Source organism: Streptomyces sp. NPDC032721 (assembly GCF_055579625.1).
Genome location: NZ_JBVIMX010000015.1, coordinates 170,636 through 188,395, shown reverse-complemented (window position 1 = coordinate 188,395; position 17,760 = coordinate 170,636). Strand labels below are relative to the sequence as shown.

Below are 17,760 nucleotides of genomic sequence, written 5' to 3'. Positions count from 1 at the left end.
GGCATGACTGAAGGTAGTCGAGTGATTGCCATGAGTGATGAGCTCCTGGTCGGATGCCACTCCACCGAGTGAGCGGCGGTCTCTCAAACCCTGGAACCCCCTCTTCCATCTCCTTGCCGCACCAGGTATCTTGCATCGCATGGAACCTGGTGATGCGGCCAAGCAGGCCCGAGCAGCCACCCAACTGCGCAAGGGCGTGCTGGAGTACTGCGTACTCGCCCTGATGCGGGACCGGCCCCGTTACGGCGTGGAGCTCCTCCACGCCCTGGAGCAGTCCGGCGCGCTGGCCACGAGCCAGGGCACGGTCTACCCGCTGCTCTCCAGGCTCCGTCGCGACGACCTGGTCACCACCACGTGGCAGGAGTCCGCGTCCGGACCGCCGCGTCGCTACTACGCGCTCACCGAAAGCGGCCGGGCCGCGCTCGACGAGTTCACCCACGTCTGGCCGGGCTTCCGCGACGCGGTCGACACGTTCCTGACCACCTGACGTCCCCCCCCCCACGCTGCACCTCGCGTCAGCCCAATCCCCCCACCGGAGATCTCGAATGAAGAGCACTGCCGACCCCGTACGCGACTACCTCGCCGCCGTCGAGCGCGAGGGTTCCGCGCTTCCCGCCGACCGCCGCCAGGAGCTCCTCGCCGACCTCGCCGAGCACATCGAGGTGACCCGCGCCGAGCGCCCCGAGGCGGCGGTGGCCGAGATCCTGGCGGAGCTGGGCGACCCCCGTACGATCGCGGCGACCGCGCTGGCCGAGACGGGCGTCGGGGCGGTCGGAGCCCCGGCGGGCAGTGGTGCGGGCGCCGGTGCGACCGGCAAGCGCGGCAAGGTGCACCCGCTGGTGCCGCTGCTGATGCTGGGGGTCTCGATGCCCTTCACGATGATCTTCAACCTGGGGGCGGACGCGGCGTTCAACCCCGGTCCGGTGTTCGGCTTCCTGTTCCGCGTCGTCGGTGCGGTGCTGCTGTGCACCTCGGTGCACTGGACGGCCGTCCAGAAGACCACCGGTGTGCTGCTCGCCGCCGTGGTGCCGATCGTCTTCTTCGTCACCTGGAACGTGATCAGCGGCTGGTCGTCGGGCGACATCCAGGCCCTGCTGGGCAACCTGGGCGGCTTCGCCCTCATCGCCGGCACGTGCGTCTGGCTGTGGCGGGTCCGTCGCGTCTGAGCCCTACGGGAGGGCCTCGCTGACCGTCTCGACCAGCATCATCCAGAACGGCTGGCCGCCGGTGCCGAAGGCGGCGGCGAGGGCGTAGCCGAGGGCGGCGTCCTCGGGGGTGGGGGTGGCGCCCTCGTGCCATTCGGCGATGACGGTCTCGTCGCCGTCGGACGAGAAGTCGCCGACGTGGCTGCCGTTACGGGTGAGACGGCTGGAGGGTACGGAGTCGGGCTGCAGCCGGTAGTGCGCGCCCGCGTGCCGGACGTCGACGCGGTACGTCCGGCGGCGGAGCTTGCCCTTGGCGGGGGTGATGCCGGCCGGGGCGCCGTCGACGGTCAGGACGAGGGCGGCGGGGTCGCGGGTGCCGATGGCGACCAGGGGATCGGGCTCGGCGGAGCCCGGGGTGCGCTCCAGCACCACGGTGGGAATCTGCTCACCCGCCACGGTCACGCGGTCCTGGCCCTCCAGAGTCACGGTGATCTCGCCGAAGTGGGTGTCGGTGGTGCGCATGGGGCGTGTGGGTCCTTCGATGGTTCAGGCGTCGAGGATGTTGGACCGGGCGATCAGGTAACCGAGCTGGGCCCTGCTGCCGCTGCCCAATGAAGTGGCGAGTTTGGCGATGTGGGCGCGGCAGGTGCGGACGTTCATCCCGAGGCGGCGGGCGATGGCTTCGTCCACGTACCCCTCGATGAGGAGCTTGGCGATGGAGCGCTGGACGCCGGAGATGCCCACGGGGGTGGGGTCGTAGGAGACTGGTTCCAGGAGGGGGACGGCATGCTGCCAGAACTGCTCGAAGACCTGGGCCAGATACCCGACCAGGGCGGGGTGCCGGAGTTCCAGGGCGATTTCCTGGTCGTCGCTCACGGGAATGAAGGCAACCGAGCGGTCGAAGATGAACAGCCGGTCGACGAGCTCTTCGAGGGTACGGATCTCGACCTTGGCCTCCGCCATCCGCTCCGCGTAGGCGAGCGTGCCCTGGCTGTGGCGAACCGTGTGCTGGTACAGCGTGCGCATCGAGACGCCCCGCTCGACGAGGGGCCGCCCACGCTCCAGCCCTTGTTCGAGGATGTCCTCGCGGCGCCCGCCCCCCGGCTGGATCGTCAGTACTTCGGTCTGGCACTCCGCCGCCGCGATGTCGAGCGTGGCGTTGATCCGGTTGAGACCCTCAAGGACCGTGATGGCATGGGTGGTTGCCGAGGTTTGCGCGCTCAGCGCGAGGAACGGCTCAAATGCATCGGAGAGTTGAACCGTCAAACGTCTGCGATCCTGTATCTCTCGTTCCAGGGGGTGCAGAAGCTGGCCAAGTGCGGTGGACGGCGGAACCGGGCGGAGCCAGTTCGCGTCGTCCGGATCGGGATGCAACAGCGCGAAGTCCATGAGACAGGGCGCCGGTTCGACCTCGGCACGGCCTATGTGCCCGATGCGTAGAGCCGTGGCGTAAAGCCGTGTTCCGGCTTCACACAAGTCGCTCACGGAGTGTGGATGTGCCGGTATCGCACCTTTTTCAGCCATTTGCCCACCCCCCAGGGTCCTGTACGTACAGGAACATGATGCATCGCTCCGGTGGTGTTGACGTGCCTGTATGGGCGATCGTCTTGTTCACGGGGTCGAGGGAAACCACCAAGTGAGGACGAAGCCGACTATGCGTAAGAGAATGCTTCGCTCAGTGCTTGTCGCCGCTGCTGGTGCGGCGCTCGCACTCGGAGTGGGTGCTGGCTTGAGCAGCGCGCAGTCTGTAACGCCGGATCTCGGCTGGGGCAGTGCGCAGGCCCACAGCGCCGACCTCGGTTGGGGCGTCGCTCCCGTGGCAGGTAATCGTGGATCGGACCTCGGCTGGGGCTTTGTGCCCCGGGGCATGGGTGTTTGACATGGCTTCGGACGATTCTTCCTTCAGACGTGAGGTGGCCCGGGTCATCCGGAGCGGCTGGCATCTCATCGACCTCGTCTCGGCCGTCCCCGAGGCCGGCGACTCGTTGATGGTGACGCTGTTCGGCGATCCGATCCTGATCGTCCGCGAGCAGGACGAGGATGTCCGGGCCTACCGGTGTCTTCGCAAGCCCCGGGGGGCGCCGCAGCCCATCCGGTGCGAGATCAGGTACGGCAATATCTTCGTGAACCTCGACAAGTCCGACCACCAGCTCTTCGAGACGGAAAGCGTTCCGCGCTCCGCCTCGCGCACCACCCGCCGGACCGCCCCGCGGACCGCACAAGCCACCCCCCGCAGTGCCTGAAGCGATTCCCCCGTCGTTGACAATCGCTCAGGCGCTTCCCCCACACAGCGGCGTCCTCGTGAACCTGAACACGAGGGCGCCGCTGTGCTGTCCCCGTATGGATCATGAAGTGGCTCTCGGAGGGTTTCCCGCGTTGCCCATCGCGCGGGTGAGCGTGATCTCGATCAGTACGCGGTCCGGGTTGACCCGGGCCGGTTTGTAGCGCGCGCTGTAGCGGCGTACCGCTTCCGCGATGATCTCGGGTTCCGTACGGACCCGGGCCCGGCCCTCCAGCGTCGCCCATTTCGCGCCGATCACCTGGCACACCGCCGCGAGTGCCCCCTCCTCGCCCGCGGCCAGGACGTTGCGCACCTTGCGGCTGTTCTTGTCGGCCGTCACCCAGGCCGTGCCCGCCCCCGGGTCGTAGGTCACGCCCACGGGCACCACGTGCGGGGTGCCGTTCGGGCGAGGTGTCGTCAGAGTGGAGAAGTGGTACCCGCTCCAGAAGGTCAGGTACTCCGGGTTCGGGTTGCGTACGTCGATGGCCATGGACGGCAGGTTAGCCAGTGGCCGGCGCTCGGATGACCGGGTCCCGGGCTGCCGTGAAGTTGAGTGGAATAGACTCAACTTTGTGCCCGTTGGAAGAGTCATAGAGATGGGTTAGTCGTTGTAGCTGGCTGTATCAGTGTGTGTGCACAGGAGGAGAGAGCGGACGTGGAAGCCGAGCTGACCAACAGGAGCCGGGACGCGATCAACGCGGCCACCAACCGGGCCGTCACCGACGGCCACCCCGATCTGACCCCGGCACATCTGCTGCTGGCGCTGCTGGAGGGCCAGGACAACGAGAACATCGTCGATCTGCTCGTCGCCGTGGAGGCGGACCAGGCCGCGGTGCGCTCCGGGGCCGAGCGGCTGCTCGCGGCGCTGCCCAGCGTGACCGGGTCCACCGTCTCGCCACCGCAGCCCAACCGGGAGATGCTGGCGGTCGTCGCCGACGCGTCGCAGCGCGCCAAGGAGCTCGGCGACGAATACCTCTCCACCGAGCACCTGCTCATCGGCCTCGCGGCCAAGGGCGGCCAGGCCGGTGACGTACTGAAGAACCAGGGCGCGAGCGCGCAGAAGCTGCTCGACGCATTCGAGAAGAGCAGGGGAGGGCGCCGGGTGACCACTCCGGACCCGGAGGGCCAGTACAAGGCCCTGGAGAAGTTCGGCACCGACCTCACGGCGGCGGCGCGCGAAGGCAGGCTGGACCCGGTCATCGGCCGTGACCAGGAGATCCGCCGCGTGGTGCAGGTGCTGTCGCGCAGGACCAAGAACAACCCCGTGCTCATCGGTGAGCCCGGTGTCGGCAAGACCGCCGTGGTCGAGGGGCTGGCGCAGCGCATCGTGAAGGGGGACGTGCCCGAGTCGCTCAAGAACAAGCGCCTGGTCTCGCTGGACCTCGGCGCGATGGTGGCCGGTGCGAAGTACCGGGGCGAGTTCGAGGAGCGGCTGAAGACCGTCCTCTCCGAGATCAAGGAGAGCGACGGGCAGGTCATCACCTTCATCGACGAGCTGCACACGGTGGTCGGCGCGGGCGCCGGCGGCGATTCCGCGATGGACGCCGGGAACATGCTCAAGCCCATGCTGGCCCGCGGCGAGCTGCGCATGGTCGGCGCGACGACGCTGGACGAGTACCGCGAGCGGATCGAGAAGGACCCGGCGCTGGAGCGGCGCTTCCAGCAGGTGCTGGTCGCCGAGCCGACCGTAGAGGACACGATTGCCATCCTGCGCGGGCTCAAGGGGCGGTACGAGGCGCACCACAAGGTGCAGATCGCGGACTCCGCGCTGGTCGCCGCGGCGACGCTGTCCGACCGGTACATCACCTCGCGCTTCCTGCCCGACAAGGCCATCGACCTCGTCGACGAAGCCGCTTCGCGGCTGCGGATGGAGATCGACTCGTCCCCGGTCGAGATCGACGAGCTCCAGCGCTCGGTGGACCGGCTCAAGATGGAGGAGCTGGCGCTGAAGAATGAGACCGACGCCGGTTCCGTACAGCGGCTGGAGAAGCTGCGCCGCGACCTCGCCGACAAGGAGGAGGAGCTGCGGGGGCTGAATGCCCGCTGGGAGAAGGAGAAGCAGGGCCTCAACCGGGTCGGTGAGCTGAAGGAGAAGCTCGACGAGCTGCGCGGCACCGCCGAACGCGCCCAGCGCGACGGCGACTTCGACACCGCCTCCAAGCTGCTGTACGGGGAGATCCCCGGCCTGGAGCGCGAGCTGGAGGAGGCCGCGAAGGCGGAGGCCGAGGTCCGCGAGGTCGACACCATGGTCAAGGAGGAGGTCGGCCCGGACGACATCGCGGACGTGGTCGGCTCCTGGACCGGCATCCCGGCGGGCAGGCTGCTGGAGGGCGAGACGCAGAAGCTGCTGCGGATGGAGTCCGAGCTGGGCAAGCGGCTGATCGGGCAGACCGAGGCCGTGCAGGCGGTCTCCGACGCGGTACGCCGCACCAGGGCGGGCATCGCCGACCCCGACCGGCCGACCGGCTCCTTCCTCTTCCTCGGCCCGACCGGCGTCGGCAAGACCGAGCTGGCGAAGGCGCTCGCGGACTTCCTCTTCGACGACGAGCGCGCCATGGTCCGCATCGACATGAGCGAGTACGGCGAGAAGCACAGCGTCGCGCGCCTGGTCGGCGCCCCGCCCGGTTACGTCGGGTACGAGGAGGGCGGCCAGCTCACCGAGGCGGTACGCCGCCGCCCGTACAGCGTCGTACTCCTCGACGAGGTCGAGAAGGCGCACCCGGAGGTCTTCGACGTACTGCTCCAGGTCCTCGACGACGGCCGGCTCACCGACGGCCAGGGGCGGACGGTCGACTTCCGCAACACCATCCTGATCCTGACCTCCAACCTCGGCAGTCAGTACCTGATGGACCCGACGACCCCCGCAGAGGTGAAGAAGCAGCAGGTCCTGGACGTGGTCCGGGCCTCCTTCAAGCCGGAGTTCCTGAACCGGCTGGACGACCTGGTGGTCTTCTCGGCGCTCTCCCAGGACGAACTGGCGCACATCGCCGAGCTCCAGATCGGCCGCCTGGCCAAGCGCCTCGCCGACCGCAGGCTCACCCTGGACGTCACCCCCGGCGCCCTGGCCTGGCTGTCCGAGGAGGGCAACGACCCGGCGTACGGCGCCCGGCCGCTGCGCCGCCTCATCCAGACGGCGATCGGCGACCTGCTCGCCAAGGAGATCCTGGCGGGCGAGATCAAGGACGGCGACACGGTGCGGGTCGAGCGGGTCGGCGACGGGCTCATCGTGGGCCCGGCCACGGAGAAGAAGTTGTAAGGGGTACGAGGTGCGCCAAGGGGTGCGGTAAGGGGTGCGATTCGCGGCGATTAGTCAGCTCGCAGCGGATCGCCCCCTGTGGGGGTTGCCATCACCCGCCCGGGATGGGAGAGGATGACAGGAACCGTACGAAGGGAAATCACGGTGTCCATCGACCCCTCCTCGATCCCCAATTTCGGGGGTCAGCCCGAACCGCAGTCCGACGGTCCGGCGGGCCCCGTCGTCCCCGACCAGGATCTGGTCAAGCAGCTTCTCGACCAGATGGAGCTGAAGTACGTCGTCGACGACGAGGGCGACCTCGCCGCGCCGTGGGAGGAATTCCGCACGTACTTCATGTTCCGCGGCGAGGACGACCAGCAGGTCTTCTCGGTACGGACGTTCTACGACCGGCCGCACAGCATCGACGACAAGCTCCAGCTCCTGGAGCTCCTCGACGACTGGAACCGCCGCACCCTGTGGCCGAAGGTCTACAGCCACACCCACGACGACGGCTCCGTCCGTCTCATCGGTGAGGCGCAGATGCTGATCGGCACCGGCGTCTCCCTGGAGCACTTCGTGTCCTCCACGGTGAGCTGGGTCCGCGCCTCCATCGAGTTCGACAAGTGGGTCGTCGAGCAGCTCGGCCTGGAGAAGGACGTCGACTCCGCGGTGGAGGACAACGACAAGGGCGACGAGGCCTGAGCCTCCCGCCCCCTGCCCCCGCTCCTTGCGGAACGCATGACGAAAGCCCGGCCCCCGCGGCCGGGCTTTCGTCATGCCGGGCGCCCATCCACTGACGTCGTACCTGGTCAGCCGGGGTGCGTTGCAGCAAGCTGCAGCCCGATCCGCAGGATGTTGCAGCCCTCGGCGGGCGGCCGGACGGCACGGCGATGGCACCGTGGGAGCTCACACGCACACGCTCGACCCAGGGGGAAAACCATGTCCGCACCCGACAACCAGGCCGTCGCCAAGCCCGTGCTGGCCCTCGCTCTGCTGGCCGTCTTCCTCGGCGTCGGGATGAACGTCTTCGAGGGCGGTACGCGCACGGCCGTCGGCATCGTGCTGGGGATCGGGGTCCTGGTCGCCGCCGGATTCGCCGGTGCGGCGATCAAGCGCGCCAAGCAGTGACCCCGCTGCCTCAGCCCAGCGCCAGCGCCTTCAGGCGTCCCACCGCCTCCTCCAGCACCTCGCGCTTCTTGCAGAACGCGAAGCGGACGAAGGGCGCGCCCTCCTCGCGGTGGTCGTAGAAGACCGCGTTCGGGATGGCGACGATCCCGGCGCGGCCCGGCAGCTCCCGGCAGAACTCGAAGCCGTCCGAGGTGCCGCCCAGCGGGCGGATGTCGGTGGTGACGAAGTAGGTCCCGGCCGGGCGGTACACCTCGAAGCCCGCCAGGGCCAGACCGTCCGCCAGCAGGTCGCGCTTGAGCCGCAGTTCGGCCCGCAGACGGTCGAAGTACGTGTCGGGCAGGGCGAGCGCCTCGGCGACGGCGTACTGGAAGGGCCCGGCCGAGACGTACGTCAGGAACTGCTTCGCGGAGCGGATCGCCGCGACCATCTCCCGGCTGCCGGTCACCCAGCCGACCTTCCAGCCGGTGAACGAGAAGGTCTTCCCGCTCGATCCGATCGTCGCCGTGCGCCCGCGCATGCCGGGGAAGGACGCGAGCGGGATGTGCTCGCCGTCGTACACCAGGTGCTCGTAGACCTCGTCCGTGACCACCAGCAGGTCCCGTTCCACCGCGAGTTCGGCGATGGCGGCCAGTTCGGCGCGGGTGAGGACGGTGCCGGTGGGGTTGTGCGGGGTGTTGAGGAGGAGCAGGCGGGTGCGCGGGGTGACCGCGTCGCGCAGCTCGTCGAGATCGAGGTGGTACGCGCCCTCGCGCGGGCGGAGCGTGACCGGCACCCGGCGCCCGCCCGCCATCGCGATGCAGGCCGCGTAGCTGTCGTAGTACGGCTCCAGGGCGATCACCTCGTCGCCCGGCTCGACCAGGGCGAGCAGGGCGGCGGCGATGGCCTCGGTGGCGCCGGCGGTGACCAGGACCTCGGTGTCCGGGTCGTACGGCAGGCCGTACCGCTTCTGCTGGTGTACGGAGACGGCCCGGCGCAGTTCGGGGACGCCGGGGCCCGGCGGGTACTGGTTGCCCCGGCCGTCGCGCAGCGCCCGTACCGCCGCCTCGCGCACCTCCTCGGGCCCGTCCTCGTCGGGGAAGCCCTGGCCGAGGTTGATGGCGCCGGTACGGGCGGCCAGCGCCGACATCTCGGCGAAGATCGTCGTGCCGAACTCGGCGAGACTGCGGTTGAGGAGCGGGCGGGGCGCGTCGGCGGGGTGGGCCTGGCCTGAACTGCCGGAGGTCGGGGTCATGGCGCCATCCTGCGCGGAACCTCTGGACTTGCTCAAGTGTGCTTTGGGCGGGTCGGCGTCCGGGAATCCCCTGTTCACGTCAAGCCCGTGCGAGAAGCGAAACACCTCGCTTCGGGGGAACGGGCTTCGGGGGAACGGAAGGACGGTGCGACCCATGAGCATCATCGGGATCGTGATTCTGATCGGATTCGTGTTCTGTGTGTTCGCCGCGGTGACCGGGGCGCTGGTGATGCGTCACGGACAGGACCGCCGCAAGACGTCGCTCAGCAAGACCTCGCGCAGCAGGCCCGCAGCGCGCCGCAGCAAGAGCCGCAGCAAGGCCGGCAGCGGCAGTTGGTGGGCGGGCGGCTCCGGGGGCGGCGGCGGTGGCTGCGGGGGCGGCTCGTCCTGCGGCAGCTCCTCCTGCGGTGGTGGCGGCGGTGGTGGTGGCGGCGGTGGCTGCGGCGGCGGCAGCTGACACCTGGATACCGCACGCCCGGCGGGATGGAGGACGGTTGCACGACCGCCCTTAACTCCTGCCGGGCGTCCTTTTGTTGAACAGATGAACCGTGTGGCCCCCGGGGGGATGGAAACCACGCCAAGTTGGGTAAAAACGCTAGGTGCGCCGCACACTTCGTGATTCCCTCGCTGTTGAAAATTCCCAGCACCCCAAGGGGTCACCCACCGACCCCTAGACCACGGAAGATCCCTCGGTCCCCGGCGGACCCGAGCGGGCGGTCGCCGGCCCCACCCCGTACCCCTCCGGCGTGCCCCTGGTCCATCCCCCACTGCGTGTTTGCGGAGCCCCCACATGCTCACGACCCTCAAGACCGACTACACCGACACGTGTGCCGCCGATCTGGCCTGGGCACTCGGCCGTCAGCCGTTGCCGGCCCTCGCCGTACTGGACCTCGAACTTGCCGGAGTCACACTCCAGTTGCGTCTGCTCGGCGCCTCCCACCAGGTGATCCTCGACGACGGCGACGGCTGCTGTTCGGAGACGGTGGCCTGCATCCCCGGGAGCAGGACCCCGCTGCCGCTGGGCGTCGCCAAGCAAGTGGGCGAGTGGGACTACGAGTTCGCGGCCCGGGTGGAGACGCTCTCCGACGCGGCCTTCGCGGGGCGCGCGCAGGAGCTCCTCGCCCTGGTCGCCGACCACCCCAACGGCCTTGCCGGTACGTTTCCCGGCTCCCCGCACGCCTTCACCGCGCTGCTTGCCCAGCGCGAGGGCGACGGTCGGTACAGCTGGCGCACCTGGCACGCGTACCCGCAGGAGGGGCAGTTGGTGGTGACCAGGACGCGCGTGCTGACGCGGGCCAGAGCGGGAGCGGTCGCGGGGGCGGCTGCCGCCTCGGTCCCGGCACCCGGGGTGCGGGTGCCTGCCGCGCTCTGAAGCGCCGTGCGCCGGATCGAGAGGGGGAGTTGTATGCCGGTCGCACTCCAGTTGCACCCTTGTGGGTGACAGATAGCGAGCATGTGGTGACGTAGCGTTCCCGTCATGATCCAACCGGCCTCCGCCTCAGCCGGCCCCAACTCCTCCGGCTCCGCCGCCCCGGGCGCCTCCGGCGTTCCCGGCGTTCCGGGGGCGCCGGGTGCTTCCGGCGCTCTCGGTGCGCTCGGCGGCGGACCGGTGCCGTCCGCGCGCGGTGCCGTCGCGGTGCCGCGCGGCCGCAAACCGGCGCCGCTGCCGGTGAGTCCGAGGGCGGCCCGGTTCCTGGTGCTCGGCGTGGTGTTCGTCTGCGCCGCCTGCGGTCTCGTCTACGAACTCGAACTCGTCGCCCTTGCCTCGTACTTGATCGGCGACTCGGTCACCCAGGCGTCCGTCGTGCTGTCCACGATGGTCTTCGCGATGGGCGTCGGCTCACTGCTCGCGAAACGGCTGCGGTGCCGGGCGGCGGTCGGATTCGGGCTGCTGGAGGCGGGGCTGGCGGCGGTCGGCGGGAGTTCGGCGCTGGTGCTGTACGCGTCGTTCGCCTGGTTCGGCGGCGCGCGGTACGTACTGGTGGCGTTCTCGCTGGCCATCGGGCTGCTCATCGGCGCGGAGATCCCGCTGCTGATGACGCTGATCCAGTGGATCGGACGGCAGGACCGCGCGCGCCGCCGCAGACAGGCGGCGGGTGCGGACGACGCCGAGGGCGACGACACCAGCGGCGACGTGGCCGATCTGTTCGCCGCGGACTACGTGGGCGCGCTGGTCGGCGGGCTGGCCTTCCCGTTCTTCCTGCTGCCGATGCTGGGCCAGTTGACGGGCGCGCTGGTCACCGGGGCGGTCAACACCGTGGCCGGGGGCACCCTCGTCCTGTGGCTCTTCCGGCGCGACCTCACGCGCCGGGGGCGCTGGCTGCTGATCGTGGTCAATCTGGCCGTACTCGCCTTCCTCGCCACCGCCACCGTCCTCGTCGACGACTTCGAACGGGCGGCCAGGCGCGCGGTGTACGGGGACCGGGTGCGGGTCGCCGTCCAGACCGACGTGCAGGAAGTGGTCATCACCGGGGGGCCGCAGGGTCCGCTCGACCTCTTCCTCGACGGCCGGCTGCGCGTCTCGGGCCGCGACGAGTACCGCTACCACGAGGCCCTGGTGCACCCCGCGATGCGCGGACCGCACACCCGCGTACTGATCCTCGGCGGCGGCGACGGGCTGGCCGCCCGCGAGGTGCTGCGGTACGGGGACGTCCGCTCGGTGACCCTGGTCGACCTGGACCCGGGCGTGGCCCGGCTCGCCCGCACCGATCCCGCGCTGGTCGCCCTCAACGGCGATGTCCACCGGGATCCCCGGCTGCACTTCGTACAGGGCGACGCGTTCCAGTGGCTGCGCCACGCGCCGCTCGGCGCCCCTCCGTACGACGTGGTGATCTCCGACCTGCCCGATCCCGGCATCACGGCGGCCACCAAGCTCTACTCGCAGGAGTTCTACGGGCTCGCGTCGGCCGTGCTCGCCAGGAACGGGCGGATCGCCGTGCACGCGGGACCGATCGACGCCCGCCCCCGGGTGTTCTGGACCGTCGAGACCACGCTGCGCGCGGCGGGCCTCGCCACCACCCCGTACCGCGCGTCCGGCCGGCTCTCCGGCTTCAGCGCGGGCCCCGACCGCTCCTCGGGGAACACCGCGGCGCCCCGCGACTGGGGCCTCATCCTGGCTTCCCGCGAGCTCCCGGCGGGGCAGGGCGGAGCGGGGCAGGGCGGAGCGGGGCAAGGCGGTCCCGCACGGGCCGGGCCGCCCCTGGGCCTCGCCCCGGACGCGCCCGCCCTGCGCTCGCTCACCGCACCCGTGCTGGCCGCCGACGCCCGCTCGGCGGAGGCCTCCCGCATCGCCGGGCTGCCGGCCTCGACGCTGGTCCATCCTCGGTACGCGCAGTGAGCCGCGTACATCTATCTCGCAGAGTCGGGTGTGAACGCCGCATGCGTGAGTAGGCTCGGGAACCATGGAGCATGAGGTGTTCGTTCCGGTTCTGCCCGCGGCCGTACGGCAGACGCTCGCCGACCCCGCCCGGGTCGCGCGCTGCGTGCCCGGCCTCCAGCAGGACGCCGACAAGACGTCCCCGCCGCTGACCGGCCGGATGAAGGTCCGGGCAGGCGGCCACACCATCACCTACCGGGGTGCCCTGAGCATCACCGCCGCCGAGGGCGCCGACTCCGCCGCCGCGGCCTCCGACCCCACGGCCGCGGCCCCCGCGGTCTTCACCGTCGAGGGCGAAGGCACCGAGGCGCGCGGCAACGGCTCGGTCAAACTCACCCTGACCGTACGTACCGAAGAAGCCGAGGGCGGTACGACGCTGCACTTCAGCGGTACCGCGCACGGCGACGGCCGGATCGCCGAACTCGACGCGCCCGCCGTGGAGTCGGCGGTGCACCGGCTGCTCGACCGGTTCGCCGACAAGCTGGCGACGGCGGCCGGAGCGTTGCCCGAGGCGCCGCCGGGCGCCGCCGGAACCCCGTCCGAGACCCCCGCGGACCCGCCCGCCGAACCGCGTGCCTCCGTCTTCGAGACGGATGTCCCGCCCCCCTCCCTCGACCGGCTCAGCGACGAGGAACTCACCTTCGACGACCCGCTCCCCGGCTCCGGGCCCGACCGCGCGGACGAGGACGAAGCGCTGCGCGAAGCCCTGGAGGACATCCCGGGCGAGCTGCCCGACGCGTTCCCCGACGAGCCGCCCGCCGAGGCCGCGCACGCCCGCCGGACCATGATCGGCCGCAGCGCCGAGGAGGTCGACCACGCACCGCCGCGCGGGCGGTACGCCCCCGTGATGGCGCCCGCGCCGTCCTCGGGCACATTCACGCTGCGCCGGCTCGCCCCAGCGGCGGCCCTCGCGGTGGCGTCCGCGGTGGTCGTCGGGAGGGTGCTGCGCCGCCGCAGGTAGCCGGGGCGGCGCTCGCCAGTAGTGTCGGGGCGTGAGTAGCGAAGAGAAGAAGGATTCCGGCGTCCTGCTGAGCGCGGGCGACGTCGAGGTGACCGTGCACCCGGCCGACGGCTGCCGCGTCGAAAGCCTGCGCATCGGCGGCACCGAAGTGCTGCGCCAGAGCGAGAACGGCAAGCACTTCGGCAGCTTTCCGATGGTGCCCTGGTGCGGCCGGACCGAGAACGGCCGCTTCCGCGACGGCGACAAGGTCCACCAACTCCCGGTGAACTCGCCCCCGCACGCCATCCACGGCACCGGCCGCGGCGTCCGCTGGCGCACCGTGCAGCGGGATACCGCATCGGCCTCGTTCACGTACGAACTCACCAGCCCGTGGCCGTACGCGGGCCTGGTCACGCAGACGTTCACCCTGACGCCGGACGGCCTCACGCTCGCGATGGGCGTCGAGACGTACGACAACTCCTTCCCGGCGCAGGTGGGTTGGCACCCTTGGTTCCGCCGCAACCTGGGCGGCCCGGACGACCCTGCTGCCCCGGACGTCGAGCTCTCCTTCGACGCCGCCTGGCAGGAGGAGCGAGGCGACGACCACCTCCCCACCGGCCGCCGCATCGACCCCTTGCCGAGCCCTTGGGACGACTGCTTCGGCATGCCCGACGGCGTCGACGTCACCCTCACCTGGCCGGGCCAGCTGGAGATCAAGGTGACCAGCCGGGAGGAGTGGGTGGTCGTGTACGACGAGCAGGAGGCCGCGGTGTGCGTCGAACCGCAGACGGGCCCGCCCAACGGGCTGAACACCGCGCCGCGCCTGGTCACGCCGGTGGATCCGCTGGAGGCCTCGACGACGTGGTCGTGGCGGCGGCTCTCCTAGCGGCCACTTAAGCTCATGGCCATGACTGACGTACGCGCTGAGCTGCTCCAGCAGATCAAGGACAAGGCCGTGGTGCACGGCAAGGTGACCCTCTCCTCGGGGATGGAGGCCGACTACTACATCGACCTCCGCCGGATCACGCTGGACGGCGAGGCGGCCCCGCTGGTCGGTCAGGTCATGCTCGACCTGACCGGCGACCTCGACTTCGACTGCGTCGGCGGTCTGACGCTGGGCGCCGACCCGGTCGCCACGTCGATGCTGCACGCCTCGGCGGCGCGCGGTGCGCGGCTGGACGCCTTCGTGGTCCGCAAGGCCCAGAAGGCGCACGGCATGCAGCGCCGTATCGAGGGCACCGAGGTCAAGGGCCGCCGCTGCCTGGTGGTCGAGGACACCTCGACCACCGGCGGCTCCCCGCTGACGGCCGTCGAGGCGGTCCGCGAGGCGGGCGGCGAGGTCGTCGCGGTGGCGACGATCGTGGACCGGGGTGCGGCCAAGGCGATCGCGGACGCGGGGGTGCCGTACCTGACCGGGTACCAGCTGGCGGACCTGGATCTCGCCTGACACGACGCGTTCCGGCTCTCGGAACGAACTGGTGACCTAGGTCCCGGGTCGATGGCTGCACCGCTGTGACCTGCGTGTTTTCGGAAGGGTGGCGTGTTTCACGTGAAACACGCCACCCTTTGCGCATTCCGGGACGCACGGTCGGGACGTCCGCCGGGTGGAGTCCCGTGAAGAGTCTGGAAAGATGGGCGACGACGATGACGTCGCCCCCAGGTCAGGGACCAGCACGCACACCCGCATATCCCAAGGAGCGGACAGATGCCCATCGCAACCCCCGAGGTCTACGCCCAGATGCTCGACCGGGCGAAGGCAGGCAAGTTTGCCTACCCGGCGATCAACGTGACCTCGTCCCAGACCCTGCACGCTGCGCTGCGCGGCTTCGCGGAGGCCGAGAGCGACGGCATCATCCAGATCTCCACCGGTGGTGCGGAGTTCCTGGGTGGCCAGCACAACAAGGACATGGTGACCGGTGCGGTCGCCCTGGCGGAGTTCGCGCACATCGTCGCCGCGAAGTACGACGTCACGGTCGCGCTGCACACGGACCACTGCCCCAAGGACAAGCTGGACGGCTACGTCCGCCCGCTCCTCGACGTCTCCGCCGAGCGCGTGGCCCGCGGCGAGAACCCGCTCTTCCAGTCCCACATGTGGGACGGCTCCGCCGAGACCCTCGCCGACAACCTGGCCATCGGCCAGGAGCTGCTGGCGAAGGCCGCCGCCGCCAAGATCATCCTTGAGGTCGAGATCACCCCGACCGGCGGCGAGGAGGACGGCGTCAGCCACGAGATCAACGACGAGCTGTACACGACCGTCGACGACGCGCTGCGCACCGCTGAGGCGCTGGGCCTGGGCGAGCAGGGCCGCTACCTGCTGGCCGCCTCCTTCGGCAACGTGCACGGCGTGTACAAGCCGGGCAACGTCGTGCTGCGTCCGGAGCTCCTGAAGGACCTCCAGGAGGGCGTCGGCGCCAAGTACGGCAAGACCTCCCCGTTCGACTTCGTCTTCCACGGCGGCTCGGGCTCGACGGCCGAGGAGATCGCCACCGCGCTGGAGAACGGCGTCGTGAAGATGAACCTCGACACGGACACGCAGTACGCCTTCACGCGTCCGGTCGTGGACCACATGTTCCGCAACTACGACGCGGTGCTGAAGGTCGACGGCGAGGTCGGCACGAAGTCGAAGTACGACCCGCGCACGTGGGGCAAGCTGGCGGAGGCGGGGATGGCGGCTCGGGTGACGGAGGCGTGTGCGGCGCTGAGGTCGACGGGCACCAAGCTGAAGTAACCCCTCGGGTTCTCCGGGCCCGGTGTCCCCCTCGACGGGGCGACACCGGGCCTTTTGGCGTCCACTCCAGCGAGGGGGCGGGGGTCCGCTGCGCGGTGGCATCGGACCGTCGTGGCCGTGGGGGACACCCGGGTACGTCGTTGGGGTGGCCGGTGGGGGGAAACGCGGGGAGCATCCAGGTATGGCCGATGGTGCGAGCGCAGGGGGGCTGCGGGTCGGGAGTGGGGTCGGGCGGTGGGTGCTGTTGACCACCGTCCTCGGGTCCAGCATGGCGATGCTCGATTCGACGATCGTCAATGTGGCGCTTCCCCGGATCGGGAAGGACCTGGGGGCCGACCTCGCCGGCCTCCAGTGGACCGTGAACGCGTACATGCTCACCCTGGCCGGGCTGATCCTGCTGGGCGGTGCGCTGGGCGACCGCTACGGGCGGCGGAAGGTGTTCGTCATCGGGGTGGTGTGGTTCGCCGCGGCTTCCCTGTTGTGCGGGCTGGCGCCCAATGCCGGAGTGCTGGTGGGGGCCCGCGCGTTGCAGGGGATCGGCGGGGCCCTGCTCACCCCCGGTTCGCTCGCGCTGATCCAGGCGTCGTTCCACCCGGACGACCGGGCCAGAGCCGTCGGGCTGTGGTCCGGGCTCGGCGGGATCGGGGCCGCGATCGGCCCGTTCCTGGGCGGGTGGCTGGTCGACGGGCCCGGATGGCGGTGGGCGTTCCTGCTGAACGTGCCGCTGGCCGCCCTGTGCGTACCCGTCGCCCTGCGCCACGTACCGGAGTCGAAGGACCCGCAGGCGCACGGCCGGTTCGACGTGCTGGGGGCGGCGCTCGCGGCCCTGGCGCTCGCGCTGGTGACGTACGCGCTGATCGAGGCGCCGGTGCTCGGGATGTCGTCGCCGGTCGTGATCGGGTGCGTGGTGGTGGGGGTGCTGGTGGCGGCCGCGTTCCTCCACGTGGAGCGGACGCGGGCCGATCCGATGATGCCGTTGACGCTGTTCGGCTCACGGCAGTTCACCGCGATCAACGTCGTGACGCTGTGCGTGTACGCGGCGTTCAGTGGCTTCTTCTTCCTGACCGCGCTCCAGTTGCAGGTGGTGGTCGGGTATTCGGCCCTGCAAGCGGGCACCGCGCTGCTGCCGACGACGGTGCTGATGCTGTTCCTGTCCGCACGCTCCGGCGAGCTCGCCCAGCGCATCGGGCCGAGGCTGCCGCTGACGGTGGGGCCGTTGCTGTGTGCGGCGGGGATGCTGCTGATGCTGCGGGTGGGGGAGGGCGCCTCGTACGTACGGGACGTGCTGCCCGCCGTCGTGGTGATGGGCATGGGGATGGTGACCCTGGTCGCGCCGCTGACCGCCACCGTCCTCGCCTCGGTCGACACCGGGCGCGCAGGCCTGGCCTCCGGCATCAACAACGCCGCCGCCCGCGCGGCCGGACTCGTCGCGGTCGCGGCACTGCCCCTGCTGGCGGGGATGGGGCCCGACGCGTACCGGTCGGCGGCGGAGTTCGGGGCGACGTTCCGGCGGGCGATGCCGATGTGCGCCGGGGTACTGGTGCTGGGGGCGGTGATCGCGCTGGCGACCGTACGCAATCCCCGTGCGGGGGCCGGTACGCCGGAGTGCCGCACGCACTGCGGGGTGGCGGCGCCGCCGCTCGAACCGGATCAGGGGGAGGAATCGGATCCGGCGCGGAAGCAGGCAGACTAAGGG

The 17,760-nt window shown here is 70.6% G+C and carries 18 protein-coding genes; 14 read left to right on the top strand and 4 right to left on the bottom strand.

The window, feature by feature from the left end:
* Positions 1-139 precede the first annotated feature (139 nt).
* Both ACZ5PB_RS29410 and ACZ5PB_RS29405 read left to right on the top strand, forming a co-directional pair.
* Positions 140-487, top strand: a complete 348-nt coding sequence (locus ACZ5PB_RS29410; RefSeq protein ID WP_468695207.1) for a PadR family transcriptional regulator — start codon at positions 140-142, stop codon at positions 485-487.
* A 58-nt stretch (positions 488-545) separates the two neighbouring features.
* The gene (locus tag ACZ5PB_RS29405) at positions 546-1,166 is read left to right on the top strand and encodes an HAAS signaling domain-containing protein (RefSeq protein WP_468695206.1); all 621 of its coding nucleotides are present in this window, start codon (positions 546-548) and stop codon (positions 1,164-1,166) included.
* A gap of 3 nt (positions 1,167-1,169) precedes the next feature.
* On the opposite strand, the gene ACZ5PB_RS29400 is transcribed toward ACZ5PB_RS29405, so the two are convergent.
* A complete protein-coding gene (locus ACZ5PB_RS29400; protein WP_468695204.1) occupies positions 1,170-1,667 on the bottom strand; it encodes a hypothetical protein in 498 nt (165 codons plus the stop codon).
* 24 nt (positions 1,668-1,691) lie between these two features.
* Positions 1,692-2,669 carry a helix-turn-helix transcriptional regulator gene (locus tag ACZ5PB_RS29395; protein WP_468695202.1) on the bottom strand — a complete coding sequence of 326 codons (978 nt, stop codon included), beginning with the start codon at positions 2,667-2,669 and terminating at the stop codon, positions 1,692-1,694.
* 356 nt (positions 2,670-3,025) lie between these two features.
* Between ACZ5PB_RS29395 and ACZ5PB_RS29390 the strand changes: the two genes are divergently transcribed.
* Entirely contained in the window at positions 3,026-3,388 is a 363-nt protein-coding gene (locus ACZ5PB_RS29390) for a (2Fe-2S)-binding protein (protein WP_468695200.1), read from the top strand.
* Between the two features lie 102 nt (positions 3,389-3,490).
* Here the strand turns inward: ACZ5PB_RS29390 and ACZ5PB_RS29385 are convergent, their stop codons facing one another.
* Complete coding sequence (locus ACZ5PB_RS29385; RefSeq protein ID WP_468695198.1) at positions 3,491-3,916, bottom strand: pyridoxamine 5'-phosphate oxidase family protein; 426 nt, start codon at positions 3,914-3,916, stop codon at positions 3,491-3,493.
* 165 nt (positions 3,917-4,081) lie between these two features.
* Here ACZ5PB_RS29385 and clpB point away from each other — a divergent pair, with 165 nt between their 5' ends.
* From clpB to ACZ5PB_RS29370, 3 genes are all read left to right on the top strand, one after another.
* Positions 4,082-6,682, top strand: coding sequence for an ATP-dependent chaperone ClpB (gene clpB, locus ACZ5PB_RS29380; RefSeq protein ID WP_468695196.1), 2,601 nt, complete (start codon positions 4,082-4,084; stop codon positions 6,680-6,682).
* A gap of 144 nt (positions 6,683-6,826) precedes the next feature.
* A complete protein-coding gene (locus tag ACZ5PB_RS29375; RefSeq protein ID WP_468695194.1) occupies positions 6,827-7,363 on the top strand; it encodes a type III secretion system chaperone family protein in 537 nt (178 codons plus the stop codon).
* A 237-nt stretch (positions 7,364-7,600) separates the two neighbouring features.
* Entirely contained in the window at positions 7,601-7,789 is a 189-nt protein-coding gene (locus ACZ5PB_RS29370) for a hypothetical protein (RefSeq protein WP_468695192.1), read from the top strand.
* 10 nt (positions 7,790-7,799) lie between these two features.
* On the opposite strand, the gene ACZ5PB_RS29365 is transcribed toward ACZ5PB_RS29370, so the two are convergent.
* A complete protein-coding gene (locus ACZ5PB_RS29365; protein ID WP_468695190.1) occupies positions 7,800-9,020 on the bottom strand; it encodes a pyridoxal phosphate-dependent aminotransferase in 1,221 nt (406 codons plus the stop codon).
* 154 nt (positions 9,021-9,174) lie between these two features.
* On the opposite strand from ACZ5PB_RS29365, the gene ACZ5PB_RS29360 reads away from it, so the two are divergent.
* The 8 genes from ACZ5PB_RS29360 to ACZ5PB_RS29325 all read left to right on the top strand — a co-directional run bounded on the left by ACZ5PB_RS29360 (position 9,175) and on the right by ACZ5PB_RS29325 (position 17,757).
* Positions 9,175-9,477: a hypothetical protein gene (locus tag ACZ5PB_RS29360; protein ID WP_468695189.1), complete on the top strand. Its 303-nt coding sequence runs from the start codon at positions 9,175-9,177 to the stop codon at positions 9,475-9,477.
* A gap of 333 nt (positions 9,478-9,810) precedes the next feature.
* A complete protein-coding gene (locus ACZ5PB_RS29355; RefSeq protein ID WP_468695187.1) occupies positions 9,811-10,392 on the top strand; it encodes a DUF2617 family protein in 582 nt (193 codons plus the stop codon).
* A 105-nt stretch (positions 10,393-10,497) separates the two neighbouring features.
* The gene (locus ACZ5PB_RS29350; RefSeq protein WP_468695185.1) at positions 10,498-12,357 is read left to right on the top strand and encodes a polyamine aminopropyltransferase; all 1,860 of its coding nucleotides are present in this window, start codon (positions 10,498-10,500) and stop codon (positions 12,355-12,357) included.
* A gap of 64 nt (positions 12,358-12,421) precedes the next feature.
* A complete protein-coding gene (locus ACZ5PB_RS29345; protein ID WP_468695183.1) occupies positions 12,422-13,357 on the top strand; it encodes an SRPBCC domain-containing protein in 936 nt (311 codons plus the stop codon).
* Positions 13,358-13,388: 31 nt separating this feature from the next.
* Complete coding sequence (locus ACZ5PB_RS29340; protein ID WP_468695181.1) at positions 13,389-14,222, top strand: aldose epimerase family protein; 834 nt, start codon at positions 13,389-13,391, stop codon at positions 14,220-14,222.
* A gap of 21 nt (positions 14,223-14,243) precedes the next feature.
* The gene (gene pyrE / locus ACZ5PB_RS29335; protein ID WP_468695179.1) at positions 14,244-14,783 is read left to right on the top strand and encodes an orotate phosphoribosyltransferase; all 540 of its coding nucleotides are present in this window, start codon (positions 14,244-14,246) and stop codon (positions 14,781-14,783) included.
* Between the two features lie 258 nt (positions 14,784-15,041).
* Positions 15,042-16,064 carry a class II fructose-bisphosphate aldolase gene (fbaA, locus tag ACZ5PB_RS29330; protein ID WP_468695177.1) on the top strand — a complete coding sequence of 341 codons (1,023 nt, stop codon included), beginning with the start codon at positions 15,042-15,044 and terminating at the stop codon, positions 16,062-16,064.
* A 181-nt stretch (positions 16,065-16,245) separates the two neighbouring features.
* A complete protein-coding gene (locus ACZ5PB_RS29325) occupies positions 16,246-17,757 on the top strand; it encodes an MFS transporter (protein ID WP_468695175.1) in 1,512 nt (503 codons plus the stop codon).
* Positions 17,758-17,760: the final 3 nt, after the last annotated feature.

Bases quoted from the DNA above. Each gene is read 5' to 3' on its own strand.
- ACZ5PB_RS29410 (WP_468695207.1), top strand. From the start codon at position 140: ATGGAACCTGGTGATGCGGCCAAGCAGGCCCGAGCAGCCACCCAACTG.
- ACZ5PB_RS29405 (WP_468695206.1), top strand. From the start codon at position 546: ATGAAGAGCACTGCCGACCCCGTACGCGACTACCTCGCCGCCGTCGAG.
- ACZ5PB_RS29400 (WP_468695204.1), bottom strand. From the start codon at position 1,667: ATGCGCACCACCGACACCCACTTCGGCGAGATCACCGTGACTCTGGAG.
- ACZ5PB_RS29395 (WP_468695202.1), bottom strand. From the start codon at position 2,669: ATGGCTGAAAAAGGTGCGATACCGGCACATCCACACTCCGTGAGCGAC.
- ACZ5PB_RS29390 (WP_468695200.1), top strand. From the start codon at position 3,026: ATGGCTTCGGACGATTCTTCCTTCAGACGTGAGGTGGCCCGGGTCATC.
- ACZ5PB_RS29385 (WP_468695198.1), bottom strand. From the start codon at position 3,916: ATGGCCATCGACGTACGCAACCCGAACCCGGAGTACCTGACCTTCTGG.
- ACZ5PB_RS29370 (WP_468695192.1), top strand. From the start codon at position 7,601: ATGTCCGCACCCGACAACCAGGCCGTCGCCAAGCCCGTGCTGGCCCTC.
- ACZ5PB_RS29365 (WP_468695190.1), bottom strand. From the start codon at position 9,020: ATGACCCCGACCTCCGGCAGTTCAGGCCAGGCCCACCCCGCCGACGCG.
- ACZ5PB_RS29360 (WP_468695189.1), top strand. From the start codon at position 9,175: ATGAGCATCATCGGGATCGTGATTCTGATCGGATTCGTGTTCTGTGTG.
- ACZ5PB_RS29355 (WP_468695187.1), top strand. From the start codon at position 9,811: ATGCTCACGACCCTCAAGACCGACTACACCGACACGTGTGCCGCCGAT.
- ACZ5PB_RS29350 (WP_468695185.1), top strand. From the start codon at position 10,498: ATGATCCAACCGGCCTCCGCCTCAGCCGGCCCCAACTCCTCCGGCTCC.
- ACZ5PB_RS29345 (WP_468695183.1), top strand. From the start codon at position 12,422: ATGGAGCATGAGGTGTTCGTTCCGGTTCTGCCCGCGGCCGTACGGCAG.
- pyrE (WP_468695179.1), top strand. From the start codon at position 14,244: ATGACTGACGTACGCGCTGAGCTGCTCCAGCAGATCAAGGACAAGGCC.
- fbaA (WP_468695177.1), top strand. From the start codon at position 15,042: ATGCCCATCGCAACCCCCGAGGTCTACGCCCAGATGCTCGACCGGGCG.
- ACZ5PB_RS29325 (WP_468695175.1), top strand. From the start codon at position 16,246: ATGGCCGATGGTGCGAGCGCAGGGGGGCTGCGGGTCGGGAGTGGGGTC.